The 18179-nt window shown below is 72.3% G+C and carries 18 protein-coding genes; 14 read left to right on the forward strand and 4 right to left on the reverse strand.

Annotated elements, in window-relative coordinates:
• The first annotated feature begins 141 nt into the window (after positions 1 to 141).
• The 6 genes from ACIQPQ_RS36230 (at position 142) to ACIQPQ_RS36255 (ending at position 5224) form a co-directional block, all read left to right on the forward strand.
• The gene (locus tag ACIQPQ_RS36230) at positions 142 to 1581 is read left to right on the forward strand and encodes a gamma-aminobutyraldehyde dehydrogenase (RefSeq protein ID WP_401312856.1); all 1440 of its coding nucleotides are present in this window, start codon (positions 142 to 144) and stop codon (positions 1579 to 1581) included.
• A gap of 330 nt (positions 1582 to 1911) precedes the next feature.
• Complete coding sequence (locus tag ACIQPQ_RS36235; protein WP_401312859.1) at positions 1912 to 3108, forward strand: spermidine/putrescine ABC transporter substrate-binding protein; 1197 nt, start codon at positions 1912 to 1914, stop codon at positions 3106 to 3108.
• A gap of 131 nt (positions 3109 to 3239) precedes the next feature.
• Positions 3240 to 3617, forward strand: a complete 378-nt coding sequence (locus ACIQPQ_RS36240) for a sortase-dependent protein (RefSeq protein WP_401312931.1) — start codon at positions 3240 to 3242, stop codon at positions 3615 to 3617.
• Positions 3614 to 4225, forward strand: coding sequence for a class F sortase (locus ACIQPQ_RS36245; protein WP_383774132.1), 612 nt, complete (start codon positions 3614 to 3616; stop codon positions 4223 to 4225). The genes ACIQPQ_RS36240 and ACIQPQ_RS36245 overlap by 4 nt, the downstream gene beginning before the upstream one ends.
• Positions 4222 to 4713, forward strand: coding sequence for an RNA polymerase sigma factor (locus ACIQPQ_RS36250; protein WP_383774130.1), 492 nt, complete (start codon positions 4222 to 4224; stop codon positions 4711 to 4713). The genes ACIQPQ_RS36245 and ACIQPQ_RS36250 overlap by 4 nt, the downstream gene beginning before the upstream one ends.
• The gene (locus ACIQPQ_RS36255; RefSeq protein ID WP_401312863.1) at positions 4697 to 5224 is read left to right on the forward strand and encodes a hypothetical protein; all 528 of its coding nucleotides are present in this window, start codon (positions 4697 to 4699) and stop codon (positions 5222 to 5224) included. The genes ACIQPQ_RS36250 and ACIQPQ_RS36255 overlap by 17 nt, the downstream gene beginning before the upstream one ends.
• A gap of 21 nt (positions 5225 to 5245) precedes the next feature.
• On the opposite strand, the gene ACIQPQ_RS36260 is transcribed toward ACIQPQ_RS36255, so the two are convergent.
• Positions 5246 to 6235 (reverse strand): hypothetical protein, encoded by a 990-nt coding sequence (locus tag ACIQPQ_RS36260; RefSeq protein WP_401312866.1) that lies wholly within the window; start codon positions 6233 to 6235, stop codon positions 5246 to 5248.
• 174 nt (positions 6236 to 6409) lie between these two features.
• Between ACIQPQ_RS36260 and ACIQPQ_RS36265 the strand changes: the two genes are divergently transcribed.
• Complete coding sequence (locus ACIQPQ_RS36265; protein ID WP_401312868.1) at positions 6410 to 6934, forward strand: hypothetical protein; 525 nt, start codon at positions 6410 to 6412, stop codon at positions 6932 to 6934.
• A 34-nt stretch (positions 6935 to 6968) separates the two neighbouring features.
• Here ACIQPQ_RS36265 and ACIQPQ_RS36270 read toward each other — a convergent pair whose 3' ends face one another.
• Complete coding sequence (locus ACIQPQ_RS36270) at positions 6969 to 7685, reverse strand: glycerophosphodiester phosphodiesterase (RefSeq protein WP_401312871.1); 717 nt, start codon at positions 7683 to 7685, stop codon at positions 6969 to 6971.
• Between the two features lie 80 nt (positions 7686 to 7765).
• Entirely contained in the window at positions 7766 to 8899 is a 1134-nt protein-coding gene (locus ACIQPQ_RS36275; RefSeq protein WP_401312873.1) for an adenosine deaminase, read from the reverse strand.
• Between the two features lie 229 nt (positions 8900 to 9128).
• On the opposite strand from ACIQPQ_RS36275, the gene ACIQPQ_RS36280 reads away from it, so the two are divergent.
• Positions 9129 to 9890: a DUF4190 domain-containing protein gene (locus ACIQPQ_RS36280; RefSeq protein ID WP_401312876.1), complete on the forward strand. Its 762-nt coding sequence runs from the start codon at positions 9129 to 9131 to the stop codon at positions 9888 to 9890.
• Positions 9891 to 10038: 148 nt separating this feature from the next.
• Here the strand turns inward: ACIQPQ_RS36280 and ACIQPQ_RS36285 are convergent, their stop codons facing one another.
• Positions 10039 to 10596 carry an NADAR family protein gene (locus ACIQPQ_RS36285; RefSeq protein WP_401312879.1) on the reverse strand — a complete coding sequence of 186 codons (558 nt, stop codon included), beginning with the start codon at positions 10594 to 10596 and terminating at the stop codon, positions 10039 to 10041.
• A 211-nt stretch (positions 10597 to 10807) separates the two neighbouring features.
• On the opposite strand from ACIQPQ_RS36285, the gene ACIQPQ_RS36290 reads away from it, so the two are divergent.
• The 6 genes from ACIQPQ_RS36290 to ACIQPQ_RS36315 all read left to right on the forward strand — a co-directional run bounded on the left by ACIQPQ_RS36290 (position 10808) and on the right by ACIQPQ_RS36315 (position 18077).
• On the forward strand, positions 10808 to 12355 hold the full coding sequence (locus tag ACIQPQ_RS36290; protein WP_401312882.1) for a gamma-aminobutyraldehyde dehydrogenase: 1548 nt from the start codon (positions 10808 to 10810) through the stop codon (positions 12353 to 12355).
• Positions 12356 to 12447: 92 nt separating this feature from the next.
• Positions 12448 to 13695 (forward strand): spermidine/putrescine ABC transporter substrate-binding protein, encoded by a 1248-nt coding sequence (locus ACIQPQ_RS36295; protein WP_401312885.1) that lies wholly within the window; start codon positions 12448 to 12450, stop codon positions 13693 to 13695.
• Positions 13696 to 13699: 4 nt separating this feature from the next.
• Positions 13700 to 14851 (forward strand): ABC transporter ATP-binding protein, encoded by a 1152-nt coding sequence (locus ACIQPQ_RS36300; protein ID WP_401312887.1) that lies wholly within the window; start codon positions 13700 to 13702, stop codon positions 14849 to 14851.
• Positions 14851 to 15780, forward strand: coding sequence for an ABC transporter permease (locus ACIQPQ_RS36305; protein WP_401312889.1), 930 nt, complete (start codon positions 14851 to 14853; stop codon positions 15778 to 15780). Before ACIQPQ_RS36300 ends, ACIQPQ_RS36305 begins: the two co-directional genes overlap by 1 nt.
• The gene (locus ACIQPQ_RS36310; protein ID WP_401312892.1) at positions 15781 to 16581 is read left to right on the forward strand and encodes an ABC transporter permease; all 801 of its coding nucleotides are present in this window, start codon (positions 15781 to 15783) and stop codon (positions 16579 to 16581) included.
• Between the two features lie 62 nt (positions 16582 to 16643).
• Positions 16644 to 18077: an NAD(P)/FAD-dependent oxidoreductase gene (locus ACIQPQ_RS36315; RefSeq protein WP_383774106.1), complete on the forward strand. Its 1434-nt coding sequence runs from the start codon at positions 16644 to 16646 to the stop codon at positions 18075 to 18077.
• Positions 18078 to 18179: the final 102 nt, after the last annotated feature.

The raw sequence follows: 18179 nt of genomic DNA on the forward strand, positions 1-18179 counted from the left end.
CGATGAAATTCGTTGTTTACGCGACCGAGACGTGCGGATTTCGCAGCAGTGGCCCGATCGAGGGTATTGAAAACGTGGGCCCGGCGATTAGGGTGGGTGTCTCAGAGACTGGACACGTTCGACCCTGACAGGAGGCCGGCAGTGAGCACCGAGCTGCGTCGTCTGCGCAACTACATCAACGGTGAGTTCCGGGACGCCGCCGACGGACGGACCACCGAGGTGGTCAACCCCGCGACGGGCGAGGCCTACGCCACCGCGCCGCTCTCCGGGCAGGCGGACGTCGACGCCGCCATGGCCGCCGCCGACGCGGCCTTCCCCGCCTGGCGCGACACCACCCCGGCCGAGCGCCAGCGCGCCCTGCTGAAGATCGCCGACGCCTTCGAGGAGCGCGCCGAGGAACTCATCGCCGCCGAGGTCGAGAACACCGGCAAGCCGATCGGCCTCACGCGGTCCGAGGAGATCCCGCCGATGGTCGACCAGATCCGCTTCTTCGCGGGCGCCGCCCGCATGCTGGAGGGCCGCTCCGCCGGCGAGTACATGGAAGGCCTCACCTCCATCGTGCGCCGCGAGCCCATCGGCGTCTGCGCGCAGGTCGCACCCTGGAACTACCCCATGATGATGGCCGTGTGGAAGTTCGCCCCGGCGCTCGCCGCGGGCAACACCGTGGTCCTCAAGCCCTCGGACACCACCCCCGCCTCCACCGTCCTCATCGCCGAGATCATCGGCGGCATCCTGCCCCAAGGCGTCTTCAACGTCGTCACCGGCGACCGCGACACCGGCCGCCTCATGGTCGAGCACCCCACCCCGGCGATGGCCTCCATCACCGGCTCCGTACGCGCCGGCATGTCCGTCGCCGAGTCCGCCTCCAAGGACCTCAAGCGCGTCCACCTCGAACTCGGCGGCAAGGCACCCGTCGTCGTCTTCGACGACACCGACATCGCCAAGGCCGTCGAGGACATCTCCGTCGCGGGCTTCTTCAACGCCGGCCAGGACTGTACGGCCGCCACCCGCGTCCTCGTCCAGGAAGGCATCCACGACGAGTTCGTCGCCGCGCTCGCCAAGGCCGCCGCCGAGACGAAGACCGGACAGCCCGACGACGAGGACGTCCTCTTCGGCCCCCTCAACAACCCCAACCAGCTCAAGCAGGTCTCCGGCTTCATCGAGCGGCTCCCCGCGCACGCCAAGGTCGAGGCGGGCGGGCAGCGCGTCGGCGACCGCGGCTACTTCTACGCGCCGACCGTCGTCTCCGGGCTCCGCCAGGACGACGAGATCATCCAGAACGAGGTCTTCGGGCCCGTCATCACCGTCCAGTCCTTCACCGACGAGGACCAGGCCGTCACCTGGGCCAACGGCGTCGACTACGCCCTCGCCTCCTCGGTGTGGACCAAGGACCACGGGCGGGCCATGCGGATGTCCAAGAAGCTCGACTTCGGGTGCGTGTGGATCAACACGCACATTCCGCTGGTCGCGGAGATGCCGCACGGCGGGTTCAAGAAGTCCGGCTACGGCAAGGACCTGTCCGGGTACGGGTTCGAGGACTACACGCGGATCAAGCATGTGATGACGTCGCTGGACGCGTGACGTCGGCGCTTTGCCTTGGCGGTCCCTCGTGGGCTTGCGCGGAGATGTCCGTGCGGGTCTGTGGGGGGCCGTTTTGCGCAGTTCCCCGCGCCCCTGTCGAGGGTCGGCGGGGCCGGGGGGTGTGGGTGCGGGTGCGTTGTGGCTGGTCGCGCAGTTCCCCGCGCCCCTGGGGTGGTGGGGGGTGGGGGTGGGGTTTGTGGGTGCGGGTGCGTTGTGGCCGGTCGCGCCGTTCCCCGCGCCCCTGGGGGGTTGACAGGGTGTCATCGTTCTTGCGGTTCGCTCGACGGGGCGTCCATTGTCCGGGGGGAGGGGGAGGAGGAGGCTGCGGGCATGTCTGCTGCTCCTGCTCCGCGGTCCGGTGCGTTCTCCCGGCGGTCCCTGCTTCGCGCGCTCGGCGGTACGGCGGGGCTCGGTGCCCTCGCCGCCTGCGGGGTGCCCGCCGCGTACGTCGAACCGGGGGAGCGGGGCGCCGCCGACGACTCCGCCCGCGACCGCAGCCTGACCTGGGCCAACTGGCCCCTCTACATCGACACGGACGACGACGACCCCACCAGCAGGCCCTCCCTCGCCGAGTTCCAGCGCCGCACCGGCATCTCCGTCGACTACGTCGAGGAGATCAACGACAACGACGAGTTCTTCGGCAAGATCAGCCCCGCCCTGATGAACCACCAGGCCACCGGCCGGGACCTCATTGTCGTCAGCGACTGGATGTGCGCCCGGTTCGTCCGCCTCGGCTGGGTCCAGACGATGGACCGCGCCCGCCAGCCCCACGTCACCACCTACCTCGACCCGCTGCTGCGCTCGCCCGCCTTCGACCCCGGCCGCGCCTGTACCGTCCCCTGGCAGTCCGGGATCACCGGCATCGCCTACGACCGCCGCAGGCTCGGCCGCGACATCCGGCAGGTCTCCGACCTGTGGGCGAAGGACCTGCGCGGGCGGGTCACCCTGCTGTCCGGCCTCGACGAGGCGTTCGCGCTGCTCATGCAGGGCAACGGCGTCGACGTCACCCGCTGGACCGCCGACGACTTCCACCGCGTCTGCGACCAGGTCGAGAGCCGCGTCAAGGACGGCCACATCCGCCGCTTCACCGGCAACGACTACACCAAGGACCTCGTCGCGGGCGACGTCCTCGCCTGCCAGGCCTACTCCGGCGACGTCATCCAGCTCCAGGCCGACAACCCCGACATCCGCTTCGTCGTCCCCGAGGAGGGCGCCGAACTCTGGTCGGAATCCCTCATGATCCCCAACCGCGCCGCCCACAAGGCCAACGCCGAACGCCTCATCGACTACTACTACGAGCCCGAGGTCGCCGCACAGCTCGCCGCCTGGGTCAACTACGTGTGCCCCGTCCCCGCCGCCCGCGACGTCCTCGCCCGCTCCAAGGACCCCGACACCGCCGCCCTCGCCGAGGACCCGCTGATCTTCCCCGACGACACGATGCGCGCCCGCCTCGCCATCGCCCGCGACATCCGCCCCGGCGAACGCGTCGAGTTCGCCCGCCGCTGGAACGCGATCGCGGGCCTGTAGCACCGCCGTACCGCCGTACACCGGAACGGCTTTGCCTGTTCTTTACAACCCGGGTCCGGGGTGCCTCGTCTCTTCGCTCGATCCGTCACGCAGCCGTGCGGACCGACGAAGGAGAACCACTGATGCGAACCATCCGCCGAACCGGCCTCGGGGCCCTGGCCGTCGCGGGCGCCGCGCTGTTCCTGGGCGCGGGCAGCGCCGCCGCCGACGGGCGGGCGCCGTCGCCCGTCGCCTCCGCCCCCGCGCAGGCCGAGGGCCGCACCCCGACCCCGGTGCCGTACAGCTCCGCCCAGGAGCGCTCCGACGACGCCAGCGCCGTCCCGGCGCCCGCCGAGGGCTTCCGCGACTCCGGCCAGGTCCGGGTCGTCCCGCGCGGCGCCGCCGAGACCGGTGAGACCACCGGCAGCGGCCACCAGGGCGCCCTGATCGGCGGCGGGGCCGCCGCCGTGCTCGCCCTGGGCGGCGCCGGGATCGTCGTCGTACGCCGCCGGGGGACGACCGGCGCATGAGCCCGTACTCCAGGCGCGCCTTCCTCGCCGCCACCGGCGCCGCCCTCCTCACCGGCTGCGCCGCCACCCCGGACCACCGGACGGCGACCACCCCGCCCACCCGCACCGCCGGAGCACCCTCGGCGCCCGGCACCGTACGGCCCCTCGGGCGGTCGGTGCCGGTCGGGCTGCTCATCCCGGCCATCGGGGTCGACACCCCGCTGCTGCGACTGGGCGTGGCCGCCGACGGCACCGTCGAGGTGCCGCCGATCACCGCCGACGACCGCGCCGGCTGGTACCGGTACTCGCCGACCCCGGGCCAGACCGGCCCGTCGGTGATCCTCGGCCACGTCACGGTCGGCCCGTACGGCGACGGCGTCTTCCGCCGGCTGGACCGGCTGCGCCGGGGCGACGGGATCACGGCGCGCCTGGAGAACGGCACCACCGCCGCCTTCGCCGTCACCGACGTCCGCACGGTGGACAAGGCGGACTTCCCCACCGAGGACGTCTACGGGAACGTGAACCGGCCCGAACTGCGTCTCATCACGTGCGGCGGTCCCCACGACGGCGAGGGATACCGCGACAACGTGATCGTGTTCGCCGCCCTGAGCGCGGCGGGAGCACGGTGAAACGATCGCGGGAGCGGGCGGCGGCCGACCTGTTCGCCGCCCTCTACCCCCGCCTCGCCGGGTGGTGCCGCCGCCTCGTCGACGACGACGAGACCGCCCACGAGATCGCCTCCGAGGCCTTCACCCGCCTCTGGGCCCGCTGGACCGCCGTCACCGAACCGCAGGGCTTCCTCTACGTCACCGCCGCCAACCTGGTCCGCGACCACTGGCGGCGCCTCGAACGCGAGCGCCGCGCCGTCCGCCGCGTCACCGCCGAGGCCGCGGTCCGCCCGCCCGCCGAGCAGACCGACCCCTCGGTCCGGCTCCTCGTGCAGTCCCTGCCGGACCGGCTGCGCGTGCCGATCCTGCTGCACTACTACGCTGACATGCCGATCCGGGAGGTGTCCGTGCTCACCGGGCGCAAGGAAGGAACCGTCAAGGCCGATCTCCACGCGGCCCGCGAACTGCTCCGTGCCCACCTGGGGAGAAGCCTTGATCACGCACGCTGACGACGCCGACGGCGCCGACGAGGCCCGCGCCGGCCTCGGCCCCCGCCCGCCGCACGACGACCCGGACCCGCTGACCGTCCTCCTGCGGCCCCCGGCCGGACACCTCGCCCCGCCCCCCGGCCGCTACGAGGCCGTCCGGCGCGGCGCCGCCCGCCGCCGCCTCGTCCGCACCGCCCTCGGCGCGGGCGCCGCCTGCGCGGTCGCCGTGCTGGTGGCGCTGCCGCTGCGCGGCGGCTCCCCGGCCGAACCGGTCGCCCCCACCGCGCCCATGGCCCCGCCGCCCGTCACCGGCCCGCCCTCCGTGCCGGACCCCGCGACGACCCCGGCGCCGCGCTCGCCCCGCCCGTCCGCCTCCTACCCCGGCCCGGTCCGGTCGATCCCGCCGTCGGAGGCCCGCTCGTCCCCGGCCGCCCAGCGCCGCGCCCCCACACCGGTGCCCTCCGCGCGCGACACGGGGGCCACCCCCGAGTTCCGCGCCGACCGCCAGGTCAGGAGCGCCGGGAGCGAGTGAGGCGGCCGTGACGCGGTCGGCTCAGTGGCCGTGCGGGGCGCCCGTCCCGTGCTCCGGGGCGGGCGCGGGCGGCGTGGAGGCGGGCGGCTGCGCGCCCACCCGGACCGTGAAGGCCGCCGTCCGGACCGTCCCGTCCACCTTGAAGTCCAGGAACAGCCGGTAGGTCCCGGCGCTCGGCGCGTCCGCGGTGAACGCCACGTCGGGCCCCGAGAGGGCCGTGCCGTGCGCCTCCTCGTGCGGGTGGACGTGCAGATACGCCAGGTCGCCCGCGCGCAGCGCGACCAGATGACCGTACGCCCCCAGGTAGGGCTGGAGTCCGGTGACCGGCCGTCCGTCGCGGCGGACGGTGAACGTCAGCTCGCTCGCGGTACCGGGCCGCAGCGTGCCGCGCAGGGTGACCGCGTAGCCGTCGACGGTCGTGGTGGCGGCGGGCGCGGAGGGCCGGTCCGCCCGGTAGGGGCCGGTGACGGTCAGGTCGGAGCCGAGGGTCAGGCCCGCCGGACTCTTCCCGTCGTCCTTCTCCTCGCGGTCCGCGGGCACGAAGTCCGCGAAGACGCGGTAGCCGCCCGCGTCCGGGAGGTCCACCGGCGTGCTCCAGGTGCCGTCGGCCGCGCGCACGGGATGCAGATGGCGGTACGTCGTCAGTTCGCGCGAGGCGACGATCAGGTGCAGCTGCTTGCCGTGGGCGGTCGTGAAGCGGGTCACGGGGTCGCCGTCCGCGTCCCGGACGGTGAAGCGGAGGGTGCGGTCCGCGCCCGCCGGGACGGTGCCGGTCTCCAGGTCGAGCGCGTAGCCGTCCTGGGCGACCTGGAGTCCGGCCGGTACGGCGTCGCCCGTGCCGCGCGTGGCCGCGTCCGTCTCTCCGTCCGGGCTGTGCCGGTCATCGTGGCCCGCGGCGACCGGCGCCGGATCGAGGTTCAGCGGGCCGATCGCCGTGCCGACGCCGTACCCGGTACCGCAGACCGCTACCAGTGCCGCCGCGAACGCCCCGGTCTTCAGCAGGGGATTCATCCCGCGCTCCCGTCGTGTCTCCTGCGTGGGGCTCGCGCCGCCGCGCTGCGTGCGTTTTTATACCCGTGGGGGGTATCTAGGGCGACCCTATACCCCTGGAGGGTATGACGAAAGCGTACGGCGGTCGCCGGGGGTGGTTTTGAACGTGTTCAATTCGCGGCGTACGCTGCGTCCATGAGCGACAGAGCCGCCCTGCTGAAGGGCATCCGTGTCTGGCTTGTCTTCTTCGTGGTGTGCCTGGCGCTGAGCGGCGCCACCGCCTTCCCCCTGGTCCACGAGCTGCGCTGGACCGAGGACCTGCTGCGGTCCCTGGCGGTGCCCGAGCACCTTCCCGGCCTGATGGACTGGATCGTGCGGGTCAGGGAAGGCCTGGACACCGTCGACGCCCGCTACCCGTTCCTGCTCTACGGCACCGACTGGCTGGCCTTCGCCCACCTCGTCATCGCCGTCGCCTTCCACGGGCCCTACCGCGACCCCGTCCGCAACGTCTGGGTCGTCGAGTTCGCGCTGATCGCCTGCGCGGGCATCATCCCGCTGGCCCTGATCTGCGGGCCGCTGCGCGGCATCCCGTTCTGGTGGACCGTCATCGACATGTCGTTCGGCGTGTTCGGCGCGATACCGCTCTACGTCGTGCGCCGGAAGATCAAGCGGCTGGAGGCGCTCACCCCGTGGCCCGCCCACGCGGTTGCCGCGGCCTGAGCGCCTCCCCGCTGAGGGGACGTACCAGGTGCAATCAGCCGCGCCGTCCGGCGTCGCCTCCGTCGTGGTCCCGGTCGCGCAGGGCGCACAGGACGTCGACGCGGTTGGTGGTGATCGAGTCGACGCCCAGGCCGATCAGGCGGCGCATCGAGCGGCGGGTGTCCGGCGTCCACACCGACAGCAGACGGCCGTCACGGTGCACGCGGGCGGCGAGGTCGCGGTCGACCAGCGAGAAGCGGTAGTTGAGCCAGCGCGGCCCGATCGCCGCCAGCAGCGCGGGACGCGGAGGTGCCACGCTGGCGCAGGTCAGGGCGATCTCGGCGGACGGGTCGGCCGCGCGGACCGCAAGCATCGCCCGCGCGTCGGCGGTGTAGTAGACCCGGTCCGCCGCTCCGGCCTCGCGGACGGCGTCCACGATCCGGCGGGCCGACTTCTCCTCGCGCGTGCCCGGCAGGTCGATCATCACCCGGCCGTCGCCGGTCGCGGCCAGCGCCTCCGCGAGCGTCGGCACCCCGCCGCCGGTCAGCCCGCGCAGCTCGGCCGCCGACAGCGACCGCAGCGGCCGGTCGTGCTCCCACAACCGGTTCAGCGTCTCGTCGTGCAGCAGCACGGGGACGCCGTCCCGGGTCAGACGTACGTCGATCTCCACGGCGTCCGCGCCCCGGTCGAGCGCGGACCGCAGGGAGTCGAGGGTGTTCTCACGGTGGCGGTAGGGGTCGCCGCGATGGGCCACGGCGGTCACGGTCTGCATGCGCCCATTGTCGGGGGCGCGGCGGCGCCGTTCCCGCCGGGGCGGACCGCCCGGTGCGCGGCCCGCCCTCCGTGCCTCGCTCAGGGGGCCAGCCAGGACGCCGTGTAGGTGTCGATCTCGGTCCGGATGCGGGCCTTGCCGGGCTCGTCCAGGAAGGACGCGTCCACCGCGTTCTTCGCCAGGTCGGCGACCCCGCGCTCGTCGAGGCCGAGGAGCCGGGCGGCCACCGCGTACTCGGTGTTCAGGTCCGTGCCGAACATCGGCGGGTCGTCCGAGTTCACCGTGACCACCACACCGGCCTCCACGAACCGGCCGATCGGGTGCTCGTCCAGCGTCCGCACCGCGCGCGTGGCGATGTTCGACGTCGGGCACACCTCCAGCGCGATGCGGTGCTCGGCGAGGTGCGCGAGCAGCTTCTCGTCCTGGGCGGAGCTGGTGCCGTGCCCGATCCGCTCGGCGCCGAGATGGGTCAGGGCGTCCCACACCGTGCCGGGGCCGGTCGTCTCGCCCGCGTGCGGCACCGAGCGCAGCCCGGCGGCGATCGCCCGGTCGAAGTACGGCTTGAACTGCGGCCTCGGTACGCCGATCTCGGGGCCGCCCAGCCCGAACGACACCAGGCCCTCCGGGCGCAGCCGGTCGTCGGTGGCGAGCACCGTCGTCTCCTCGGCCGCCTCCAGCCCGGCCTCGCCCGGAATGTCGAAGCACCAGCGCAGGACCGTCCCGAACTCGGCCTCGGCGGCCTTGCGGGCGTCCTCGATCGCGTCCATGAAGGCGCGCGCGTCGATCCCGCGCCGGGTGGAGGAGAACGGGGTGATCGTCAGCTCGGCGTACCGCACCCGCTGGCGGGCCAGCTCGCGCCCCACCTCGTACGTCAGCAGCCGGACGTCCTCCGGGGTGCGGATCAGGTCGACGACCGAGAGGTACACCTGGATGAAGTGCGCGAAGTCGGTGAACGTGAAGTAGTCCGCCAGCGCCTCGGGGTCGGTGGGCACCTTCGAGTCGGGGTGGCGGGCCGCCAGTTCGGACACGATCCGCGGGGAGGCGGAGCCGACGTGGTGGACGTGCAGTTCGGCCTTGGGCAGACCGGCGATGAAGGCGTTCAGGGGCGCGTTCTGCGGCGCTTGCAGGGTCAAGGGGTCCTCCCCGGGACGGCGCCCCGGTGGCGGTGGCCGTCCGGGACGCGGGTGATCGGCTGATCGACGAGACCAGGTCATCGTAGGCGGAGGGTGGGGGAGGGGCCGGTGGGGAGGCGGGTGAGGTGGGGGAGGCGGGGTCGGGCTCGGGGGAGTGCCGCGCTGGGCCGCTGGGGCCGGCCGGTGGGATGGCGGGGCCGGGGCTCTGGGAGGGGGCGGCGGGTTCGGGGGCCACGGGCGGTGCGGGGCCGGGCGTCCGGGTGGGCGGACCCGGTCGTAGCATGGGGGAACGTCTGGCAGAGGGGGCCGCATGTCCGGTGACGCGTCGGCGTCCGAGTCGGCCCGCGACCCGTGGGCCGCGCCCGGTTCCGTCCCCGAGGGCAGCGAGGGTCCGCAGTACGCGGGCCCGGCGGACGCCCCGGCGGAGCAGGACCCACAGGAGCGCCCCGCGGCCACCCCCTCCGCCCCTTCCGTTCATGACCAGCAGACGGTGACGTCGCTGCCCGGCGTCCCCGGGCCCGCCGCGCCTCCCACCCCTGCCGCTCACCCCGGCCCCGGCCCGGCCTCCGGCGGTGCCGCCCCCTACGGCCACCCCTTCGCCCCGCCCGCCGACGGCGCCGTACCCCCGCCGCCGCTCGCCCCCGACGGCCCGGCGCAGGTGCCGTACGGCTATCCCGTCCCCTACGCGCATCCCGCCCCGTATGCGCACCCCGCCGCCCCCTACGGCGCTCCGGGCCCCGCGGCCCAGCCGGGCTACGGCGGCGCCCCCGGCCACCCCGCCGGCCCCGGCGCCTACGGCTGGCCCCCCGTCCCCCAGTCGCCGAGCAACGGCATGGGCATCGCGTCCCTGACCCTGGGGATCGTGGCCGCCGTGGGCTTCTGCCTCTGGCCGGTGGCGATCGTCGGCGGTGTCCTGGCGCTGGTGTTCGGCCTGATCGGCCGGGCCAAGGCCCGGCGGGGCGAGGCCACCAACCCCGGCCAGGCCCTGGCCGGGATCATCTGCGGCTCGACCGGAATGGCCCTCGCGGTCGCCTTCGGGGTCCTCCTCTTCGCCCTGAGCCCTGAGCCCTGACCTCTGAGCCACCGGGCGTCCGCCCCGCACGGCGGCCTCTTCTCGAACTCCTCGCCCGCCGGAGACCTCCACCTCCACGCCGGAGACTTCCACCTCCCCCACCGGGCCCCGCCTCCCCACCGCCCCCGCTCCTCCGCCGGAGGCCCCCTCACTCCTCCCGCAGCCGTTCCCGTGCCGCCATCAGGGCGAAGCCGAGCAGGTTGGGGCCCTTCCAGCGCTCCGGGTCCTCGGCGGCCTCGTCGGTCGCGGCGAGGCCGATGCCCCAGACGCGGTCCACGGGGCTCGCCTCCACCAGCACCCGGTCCCCGGTGCCCAGCAGGAACCGCCGCAGCTCCGGGTCCGAGGCGAACTTGTGGACGCTGCCCTCGACCACGATCCCGAACCGCTCCCGCGCCCAGACCGTCTCGTCGAAGCCCCGGACCAGGCGGCCCGCCTTCTTCGCCTGCGCGGGATGCCCGGCGGCCAGCGCCCGCCGCTCCGCCTCCGCGTCGCCGAACAGGCGCGCCTTCGCGGCCATCATCCAGTGCTCGGCCGTCGCGTACTCCACGCCGGACACGATGAACGGCGACGGCCACCACTGGCTCAGGCAGCTCGCGCCGAGCCGCCCGTCGGGCCGCGGGGTGTGTCCCCAGAAGAGCAGGTACCTGATCCGGGCCCCCGCGCGGGACGCCCCGACGAGGGTCTCCAAGGAATCGATCGTCGCCATGCCGTCCACCCTGGCACGCGCCACTGACACTGCGTCTGCCCTTTTCCGTGTCGACTCGACACCTGGTCGACAGATTCCGTCGCGTAACCAAAAGGCAACAACGGAATCACTTGTTGGCGTCCCATTGCTCTGCCAGGATCGGCACTCAAATCAGGCCGGAGCTACGCCACCCGCCCCCGTGGACGACGGGGCGAAGGCGGAGGAGAGCGACATGGAGAACCCGGGCAGTGCCACCCCGGACCGATCCGACCGGTTCCCCGCGCAGGAGCGTTTCGCGGAGGGCGCCCAGTACATCGGGGGCCGCCTCCGGCACGGTACGTCCGGCCGGACGCACGCCGTGGTCGACCCGTCGACGGGCGACGAGGTCTACACGTACGAGCTGGCGGGCGCCGACGACGTCGACGCCGCCGTGGCCGCCGCGCGCGCCGCGTTCCCCGGCTGGTCGGGCGCCACGCCCGGCGAGCGCTCGGACGCCCTGCACCGCTTCGCCGCGGTCCTCACGGAGCGCGCCGAGGACTTCGCGCGCGCCGAGTCCCTCCAGTGCGGCAAGCCGCTGAAGCTGACCCGCGAGTTCGACGTCCCGGGCACCATCGACAACACCGCCTTCTTCGCGGGCGCCGCCCGCCACCTCCAGGGCCAGTCGGCGGGGGAGTACTCCGGCGACCACACGTCCTACGTACGGCGGGAGGCCATCGGGGTGGTCGGTTCGATCGCCCCCTGGAACTACCCCCTCCAGATGGCGGCGTGGAAGATCCTCCCGGCGATCGCCGCGGGCAACACCATCGTGCTGAAGCCCGCCGAGCTGACCCCGCTGACCTCCCTGCTCTTCGCCCAGGCCGCCACCGAGGCCGGCATCCCCGACGGGGTCGTCAACATCGTCAACGGGCTCGGCCTCGTCGCGGGCGAGCACCTGGTAGGCCACCCCGACGTCGCCATGACCTCGTTCACCGGGTCCACCGGCGTCGGCAAGCGCGTCGCCGAGATCGCCACCGCCACCGTCAAGAGGCTCCACCTGGAGCTGGGCGGCAAGGCGCCCTTCGTCGTGTTCGACGACGCCGACCTGGAGGCCGCCGCCCAGGGCGCGGTCGCCGGTTCCCTCATCAACACCGGCCAGGACTGCACGGCCGCCACGCGCGCGTACGTCCAGCGCCCCCTGTACGACGCGTTCGTCGCGCGCGTCGCCCAGCTCATGGACGGCGTCCGCCTCGGCGACCCGTTCGCCCCCGACACCGACCTCGGCCCGCTGATCTCGCACGTCCAGCGCGACCGCGTCGCCGCCTTCGTCGACCGGGCGCGCGGCTACGCGCGCGTGGTGACCGGCGGCGAGGCTCCCCAGGAAGATCTCAAGAACGGCGCGTACTATCGCCCCACCCTCGTCGCGGACGCCACCCAGGACAGCGAGATCGTCCAGGCGGAGATCTTCGGCCCGGTCCTCGTGGTGCTGCCCTTCGACAGCGACGACGAGGGCATCCGCCTCGCCAACGACACCCCGTACGGGCTGGCGGCCTCCGCGTGGAGCCGGGACGTCTACCGGGCCAACCGGGCGACACGGGAGATCAAGGCCGGGTGCGTATGGGTGAACGACCACATTCCGATCATCAGCGAGATGCCCCACGGCGGATACAAGGCGTCCGGCTTCGGCAAGGACATGTCGGCGTACTCGTTCGAGGAGTACACACAGATCAAGCACGTCATGTTCGACAACACCGCGGTCGCCCGGAAGCCCTGGCACCGCACCGTCTTCGGGGACTGTCAGTAGTCAGCTTTCCGGCTGCCGCCGGGCGGGACACACCGCCGACCACGGCCCCGCCCGGCAGCCCGGCAGCACCGTCCTGAAAGGGCACTACGCGCATGGAGCACTACGAGCCCGACCGCCTGACCCCGCCCCAGGCGGCCGCCCTACGGCGCAGTCTGCTGGGCGGCAGGGCGGCCATGACCCGCCGGTCCCTGCTGCGCGCCTCCACCGGCGGCGCCCTGGCGCTCGGCGGCCTGGGAGCCCTCAGCGCCTGCGGCATCCCGGCCGCGGGCAGGACCGAGGGCGGCACGTCCGCCGAGGACCACTCGGCCAAGGAGAAGACCGTCAGCTTCTCCAACTGGACCGAGTACATGGACACCGACGACGCGGGCAAGCGCCACCCCACCCTCGACGCGTTCACGAAACGCACCGGGATCGCGGTCAAGTACACCGAGGACATCAACGACAACAACGAGTTCTTCGGCAAGATCAAGCCGCAGCTCGCCGCGGGCCAGTCCACCGGCCGCGACGTCATCGTCCTCACCGACTGGCTCGCCGCCCGCCTCATCCGCCTCGGCTGGGTCCAGAAGCTCGACGCCTCCCACCTGCCGCACGCCTACGCCAACCTCTCCCCCCAGTTCCGCAACCCCGACTGGGACCCCGGCCGCGCCTACTCCTACCCCTGGCAGGGCATCTCCACGGTCATCGCCTACAACAAGAAGGCCCTCGACGGCATCGAGGTGAAGTCGGTCTCCGACCTCCTCGACAACCCCAAGCTCAAGGGCCGCGTCGGCTTCCTCACCGAGATGCGCGACAGCATGGGCATGACCCTCCTGGACATGGGCAAGGACCCCGGGAAGTTCACCGACGACGACTTCTCGGCCGCCATAGCCCGGCTCCAGAAGGCCGTCGACAGCGGCCAGATCCGCCGCTTCACCGGCAACGACTACACCTCGGACATCACCAGCGGCGACTTCGCGGCCTGCATCGCCTGGGCCGGTGACGTCGTCCAGCTCAAGGCCGACAGCCCCGACGTCGACTTCGTCATCCCCGACAGCGGCTACATGACGTCCACCGACAACCTGCTGATCCCCAACAAGGCCCGGCACAAGACCAACGCCGAACGGCTCATCGACTACTACTACGAGCCGGAACCGGCCGCCCAGCTCGCCGCCTACATCAACTACGTCTGTCCCGTCGACGGAGTGAAGGACGCGCTGGCGAAGATCGACGAGGACGCGGCGGACAACCCGCTGATCATCCCCGACAAGGCCATGCAGGCGAAGTCCCGTTCCTTCCGCTCGCTGAGCGCGAAGGAAGAGACCGCCTACGAAGCACAGTTCGCGAAGCTCACTGGGGCGTGACGAGATGAAGACGACGACGAACACCAGCGGCGACGTCCGCCTCACCGGCATCAGCAAGACCTACGGCTCCTTCACGGCCGTCCACCCGCTCGACCTGACCGTCCCGCAGGGCTCCTTCTTCGCCCTGCTCGGCGCCTCCGGCTGCGGCAAGACCACCACCCTGCGCATGATCGCGGGCCTGGAGGAACCCACCTCCGGCACCGTCCACCTCGGCGACCAGGACGTCACCGCCCTCCCGCCGTACAAACGGCCCGTCAACACGGTCTTCCAGTCCTACGCCCTCTTCCCGCACCTCGACATCTTCGAGAACGTCGCCTTCGGCCTGCGCCGCCGCGGCATCAAGTCGGTGAAGAAGCAGGTCGGCGACATGCTCGACCTGGTCCAGCTCGGCGAGCAGGCCCGCAAGAAGCCGCACCAGCTCTCCGGCGGCCAGCAGCAGCGCGTCGCCGTGGCCCGCGCCCTGATCAACACGCCCGGCGTCCTCCTCCTCGACGAGCCGCTCGGCGCCCTCGACCTCAAGCTGCGCCGCCAGATGCAGCTGGAGCTGAAGCGCATCCAGACCGAGGTCGGCATCACCTTCGTGCACGTCACGCACGACCAGGAGGAGGCCATGACGATGGCCGACACGGTCGCCGTGATGAACGGCGGCCGCGTCGAACAGCTCGGCTCGCCCGCCGACCTCTACGAGAACCCGCGCACCACCTTCGTCGCGAACTTCCTCGGCACCTCCAACCTCATCGAGGCCGAGGTCGACTCCAAGAACGGCGGCGACATCGTCCTCAAGGCGGGCGGCGGCAAGCTCGTCCTGCCCGAGGCCCGCTGTCCGGCCCCCACCGCCACCGGCGGCAAGGTCCTCGTCGGTGTCCGCCCGGAGAAGATCTCCCTCACCCCCGCCGACGACGCGGGCGAGATACCGGACGGCCGCAACCGGATCACCGGCCGCATCACCACCACCTCCTTCATCGGCGTCTCCACCCAGTACGTCGTCGACACCGCCGTCTGCCCCGAGTTCGAGGTCTACGTCCAGAACGTCGACCGCGACCCGCGGCTCGCGCCCGGCGCCGAGGTCGTCCTGCACTGGAGCCCCGCCCACACCTTCGGCCTCGACGCCGACCAGGACATCGACGCCGGCCTCGACGAGGAGGCGGCGGTCTGATGGCGACACTCACCGAGGCGCCCCCGCCGCTCTCCCCACCCGCCCCCGAGGCGAAGCCGCCCAGGAAGCGCGGGCGCTGGACGCCGTACTGGCTGCTGCTGCCCGGACTGCTCTGGCTCGTGGTCTTCTTCGCGCTGCCGATGATCTACCAGGCCTCCACGTCCGTGCAGACGGGCTCCCTGGAGGAGGGCTACAAGGTCACCTGGCACTTCGCGACCTACTGGGACGCGCTGAGCGAGTACTGGCCGCAGTTCCTGCGCTCGGTCCTCTACGCGGGCGCCGCGACCGTGCTCTGCCTGGTCCTCGGCTACCCGCTGGCCTACCTCATCGCCTTCCGCGCGGGCCGCTGGCGCAACCTGATCATGATCCTGGTGATCGCGCCGTTCTTCACCAGCTTCCTCATCCGCACCCTCGCCTGGAAGACGATCCTCGCCGACAGCGGACCCGTCGTCGGAGCCCTCAACACCCTGCACGTCCTCGACGTCACCAGCTGGCTCGGCTGGACCGCGGGCGACCGCGTGCTCGCCACCCCGCTCGCCGTGGTCTGCGGACTGACGTACAACTTCCTGCCGTTCATGATCCTGCCGCTCTACACCTCGCTGGAGCGCATCGACGGACGGCTGCACGAGGCGGCAGGAGACCTCTACGCCCGCCCCGTCACCACCTTCCGCAAGGTCACCTTCCCGCTGTCGATGCCCGGCGTCGTCTCCGGCACCCTGCTGACCTTCATCCCCGCCTCCGGCGACTACGTCAACGCCGAACTCCTCGGCTCCACCGACACCCGCATGATCGGCAACGTCATCCAGACCCAGTTCCTGCGCGTCCTGGACTATCCGACGGCCGCCGCCCTCTCGTTCATCCTGATGGCCGCGATCCTGCTCATGGTCACCCTCTACATCCGCCGGTCCGGGACGGAGGATCTGGTCTAAATGCCTTTCGTCACCTGGCTCAGGAAGAAATTCGTCGTCATCGCGGGACTGCTGACGCTCGCCTATCTCCTCCTGCCGAACGTCATCGTCACGGTGTTCTCCTTCAACCAGCCGAAGGGGCGCTTCAACTACCAGTGGCAGCAGTTCTCCCTCGACGCCTGGAAAGACCCGTGCGGTGTCGCCGGAATGTGCGGCTCGCTCTCCCTCAGCCTCCAGATCGCGTTCTGGGCGACCCTCGGCGCCACCGCGCTGGGCACCGCCATCGCCTTCGCGCTCGTCCGCTACCGCTTCCGCGCCCGCGGCACCGTCAACTCCCTGATCTTCCTGCCGATGGCGATGCCCGAGGTCGTCATGGCCGCCTCGCTGCTCACCCTGTTCCTCAACATGGGCGCCCAGTTGGGCTTCTGGACGATCCTCATCGCCCACATCATGTTCTGCCTCAGCTTCGTCGTGACCGCCGTCAAGGCCCGCGTCATGTCGATGGACCCCCGCCTGGAACAGGCCGCGCAGGACCTCTACGCCGGACCCTTCCAGACCTTCGTCCGGGTCACCCTGCCCATCGCGGCCCCCGGAATCGCCGCGGGCGCGCTGCTCGCCTTCGCGCTCTCCTTCGACGATTTCATCATCACCAATTTCAACGCGGGCTCCACCGTCACCTTCCCCATGTTCGTGTGGGGCTCGGCCCAGCGCGGAACGCCCGTTCAGATCAATGTCATCGGTACGGCCATGTTCCTCGTCGCCGTACTGTTCGTCCTGACCTCCATGGTCATCACCCATCGCCGGAACAAGCAGAAGGCGTGAGTGCCGCACCGGCCGGAATTCCGGACGGCCCGCGGCACGCATTCTCGTAGGGAGTTGAAATCATGGCCCCAAGCGCCATGAGCCGTGGCACAGACCGACAGTGGACGAAGTCGCTCTCCGAGGCGCAGCCGGTCCCGTACTGGCTGGAGGACCCCGGGAAGCCGCAGCCCGAACCCGCGCTGACCGGCGCCGAGACCTGCGACCTGCTGGTCGTCGGCGGCGGCTACAGCGGACTGTGGACCGCGCTCAACGCCAAGGAGCGCGACCCGCAGCGGGACGTGGTGCTGCTGGAGGGCCGCGAGGTGGGCTGGGCCGCCTCGGGCCGCAACGGAGGCTTCTGCGCCGCCTCCCTCACCCACGGGCTGTCCAACGGACTGACCCGCTGGCCCGACGAGATCCACCGCCTGGAGGAACTCGGCGCCCGCAACCTCGACGGCATCGAGGCCGCCGTCGCCCGCTACGGCATCGACTGCGACTTCGAACGCACCGGCGAGATCGACGTCGCCACCGAGGACTACCAGGCCCGCGAACTGCGCGAGTGGTACGACGAGATCCAGGGACGCGGCCTCGCCGACGGCGTCGAGTTCCTGGACGCCGACGCCGTCCGCGCCCAGGTCGACTCACCCACCTTCCGGGCGGGCCTGTACGACCGCCGCGGCGTCGCCATGCTCCACCCCGCGAAACTCGCCTGGGGCCTCAAGCAGGCCTGCCTCGGCCTCGGCGTCCGCGTCTACGAGCACACCCCGGCCCTCGCCCTCAAGCCGCACGGCCCCGGCATGGCCGTCCGCACCCCCTACGGGCAGGTCCGCGCCCGCCGGGTCGCCCTCGGCACCAACGTCTTCCCCAACCTGGTGAAGCGGGTCCGCGCCTACACCGTCCCCGTCTACGACTACGCCCTCATGACGGAGCCGCTGACCCCCGCCCAGCTCGACGCCATCGGCTGGAAGGGCCGCCAGGGCCTCGGCGACAGCGCCAACCAGTTCCACTACTTCCGCCTCTCCGCCGACCACCGCATCCTGTGGGGCGGCTACGACGCGATCTACCCCTACGGCGGCCGGGTGCGCGCCGAGCACGACGACCGGCCCGAGACGTACGCCAAGCTCGCCGGGCACTTCTTCACCTGCTTCCCGCAGCTGGAGGGCCTGCGCTTCACCCACGCCTGGGGCGGCGCCATCGACACCTGCTCCCGTTTCTCCGCGTTCTTCGGCACCGCCCACCAGGGCAAGGTGGCCTACGCGGCCGGGTACACCGGGCTCGGGGTCGGCGCGAGCCGGTTCGGCGCCGACGTGATGCTCGACCTGCTCGCCGGGGAGACCACCGAGCGGACCTCGCTGGAGATGGTGCGCAGGAAGCCGCTGCCGTTCCCGCCCGAGCCGTTCGCCTGGACCGGCATCGCCCTCACCAAGTGGTCGCTGGCCCGCGCCGACGAGCGGGACGGGCACCGCAACCTCTGGCTGCGGACCATGGACCGCCTCGGCCTGGGCTTCGACAGCTGACCGCCCCGCCCGGGGTGTGAGCCGGTTCACTCCAACGAGGAGCCGCAATTCGCGTAATGCACCCCGGGTGACCTCCCTCTCCTGTGTGACGCGCACGCGTCG

Source organism: Streptomyces sp. NPDC091281 (assembly GCF_044757425.1).
GTDB lineage: Bacteria > Actinomycetota > Actinomycetes > Streptomycetales > Streptomycetaceae > Streptomyces.

Excerpts from the sequence above, each read along its gene's own strand:
- ACIQPQ_RS36235 (WP_401312859.1), top strand. The coding sequence starts at position 1,912 with ATGTCTGCTGCTCCTGCTCCGCGGTCCGGTGCGTTCTCCCGGCGGTCC.
- ACIQPQ_RS36245 (WP_383774132.1), top strand. The coding sequence starts at position 3,614 with ATGAGCCCGTACTCCAGGCGCGCCTTCCTCGCCGCCACCGGCGCCGCC.
- ACIQPQ_RS36260 (WP_401312866.1), bottom strand. The coding sequence starts at position 6,235 with ATGAATCCCCTGCTGAAGACCGGGGCGTTCGCGGCGGCACTGGTAGCG.
- ACIQPQ_RS36265 (WP_401312868.1), top strand. The coding sequence starts at position 6,410 with ATGAGCGACAGAGCCGCCCTGCTGAAGGGCATCCGTGTCTGGCTTGTC.
- ACIQPQ_RS36270 (WP_401312871.1), bottom strand. The coding sequence starts at position 7,685 with ATGCAGACCGTGACCGCCGTGGCCCATCGCGGCGACCCCTACCGCCAC.
- ACIQPQ_RS36275 (WP_401312873.1), bottom strand. The coding sequence starts at position 8,899 with ATGACCTGGTCTCGTCGATCAGCCGATCACCCGCGTCCCGGACGGCCA.
- ACIQPQ_RS36280 (WP_401312876.1), top strand. The coding sequence starts at position 9,129 with ATGTCCGGTGACGCGTCGGCGTCCGAGTCGGCCCGCGACCCGTGGGCC.
- ACIQPQ_RS36285 (WP_401312879.1), bottom strand. The coding sequence starts at position 10,596 with ATGGCGACGATCGATTCCTTGGAGACCCTCGTCGGGGCGTCCCGCGCG.
- ACIQPQ_RS36290 (WP_401312882.1), top strand. The coding sequence starts at position 10,808 with ATGGAGAACCCGGGCAGTGCCACCCCGGACCGATCCGACCGGTTCCCC.
- ACIQPQ_RS36295 (WP_401312885.1), top strand. The coding sequence starts at position 12,448 with ATGGAGCACTACGAGCCCGACCGCCTGACCCCGCCCCAGGCGGCCGCC.
- ACIQPQ_RS36300 (WP_401312887.1), top strand. The coding sequence starts at position 13,700 with ATGAAGACGACGACGAACACCAGCGGCGACGTCCGCCTCACCGGCATC.
- ACIQPQ_RS36305 (WP_401312889.1), top strand. The coding sequence starts at position 14,851 with ATGGCGACACTCACCGAGGCGCCCCCGCCGCTCTCCCCACCCGCCCCC.
- ACIQPQ_RS36310 (WP_401312892.1), top strand. The coding sequence starts at position 15,781 with ATGCCTTTCGTCACCTGGCTCAGGAAGAAATTCGTCGTCATCGCGGGA.
- ACIQPQ_RS36315 (WP_383774106.1), top strand. The coding sequence starts at position 16,644 with ATGGCCCCAAGCGCCATGAGCCGTGGCACAGACCGACAGTGGACGAAG.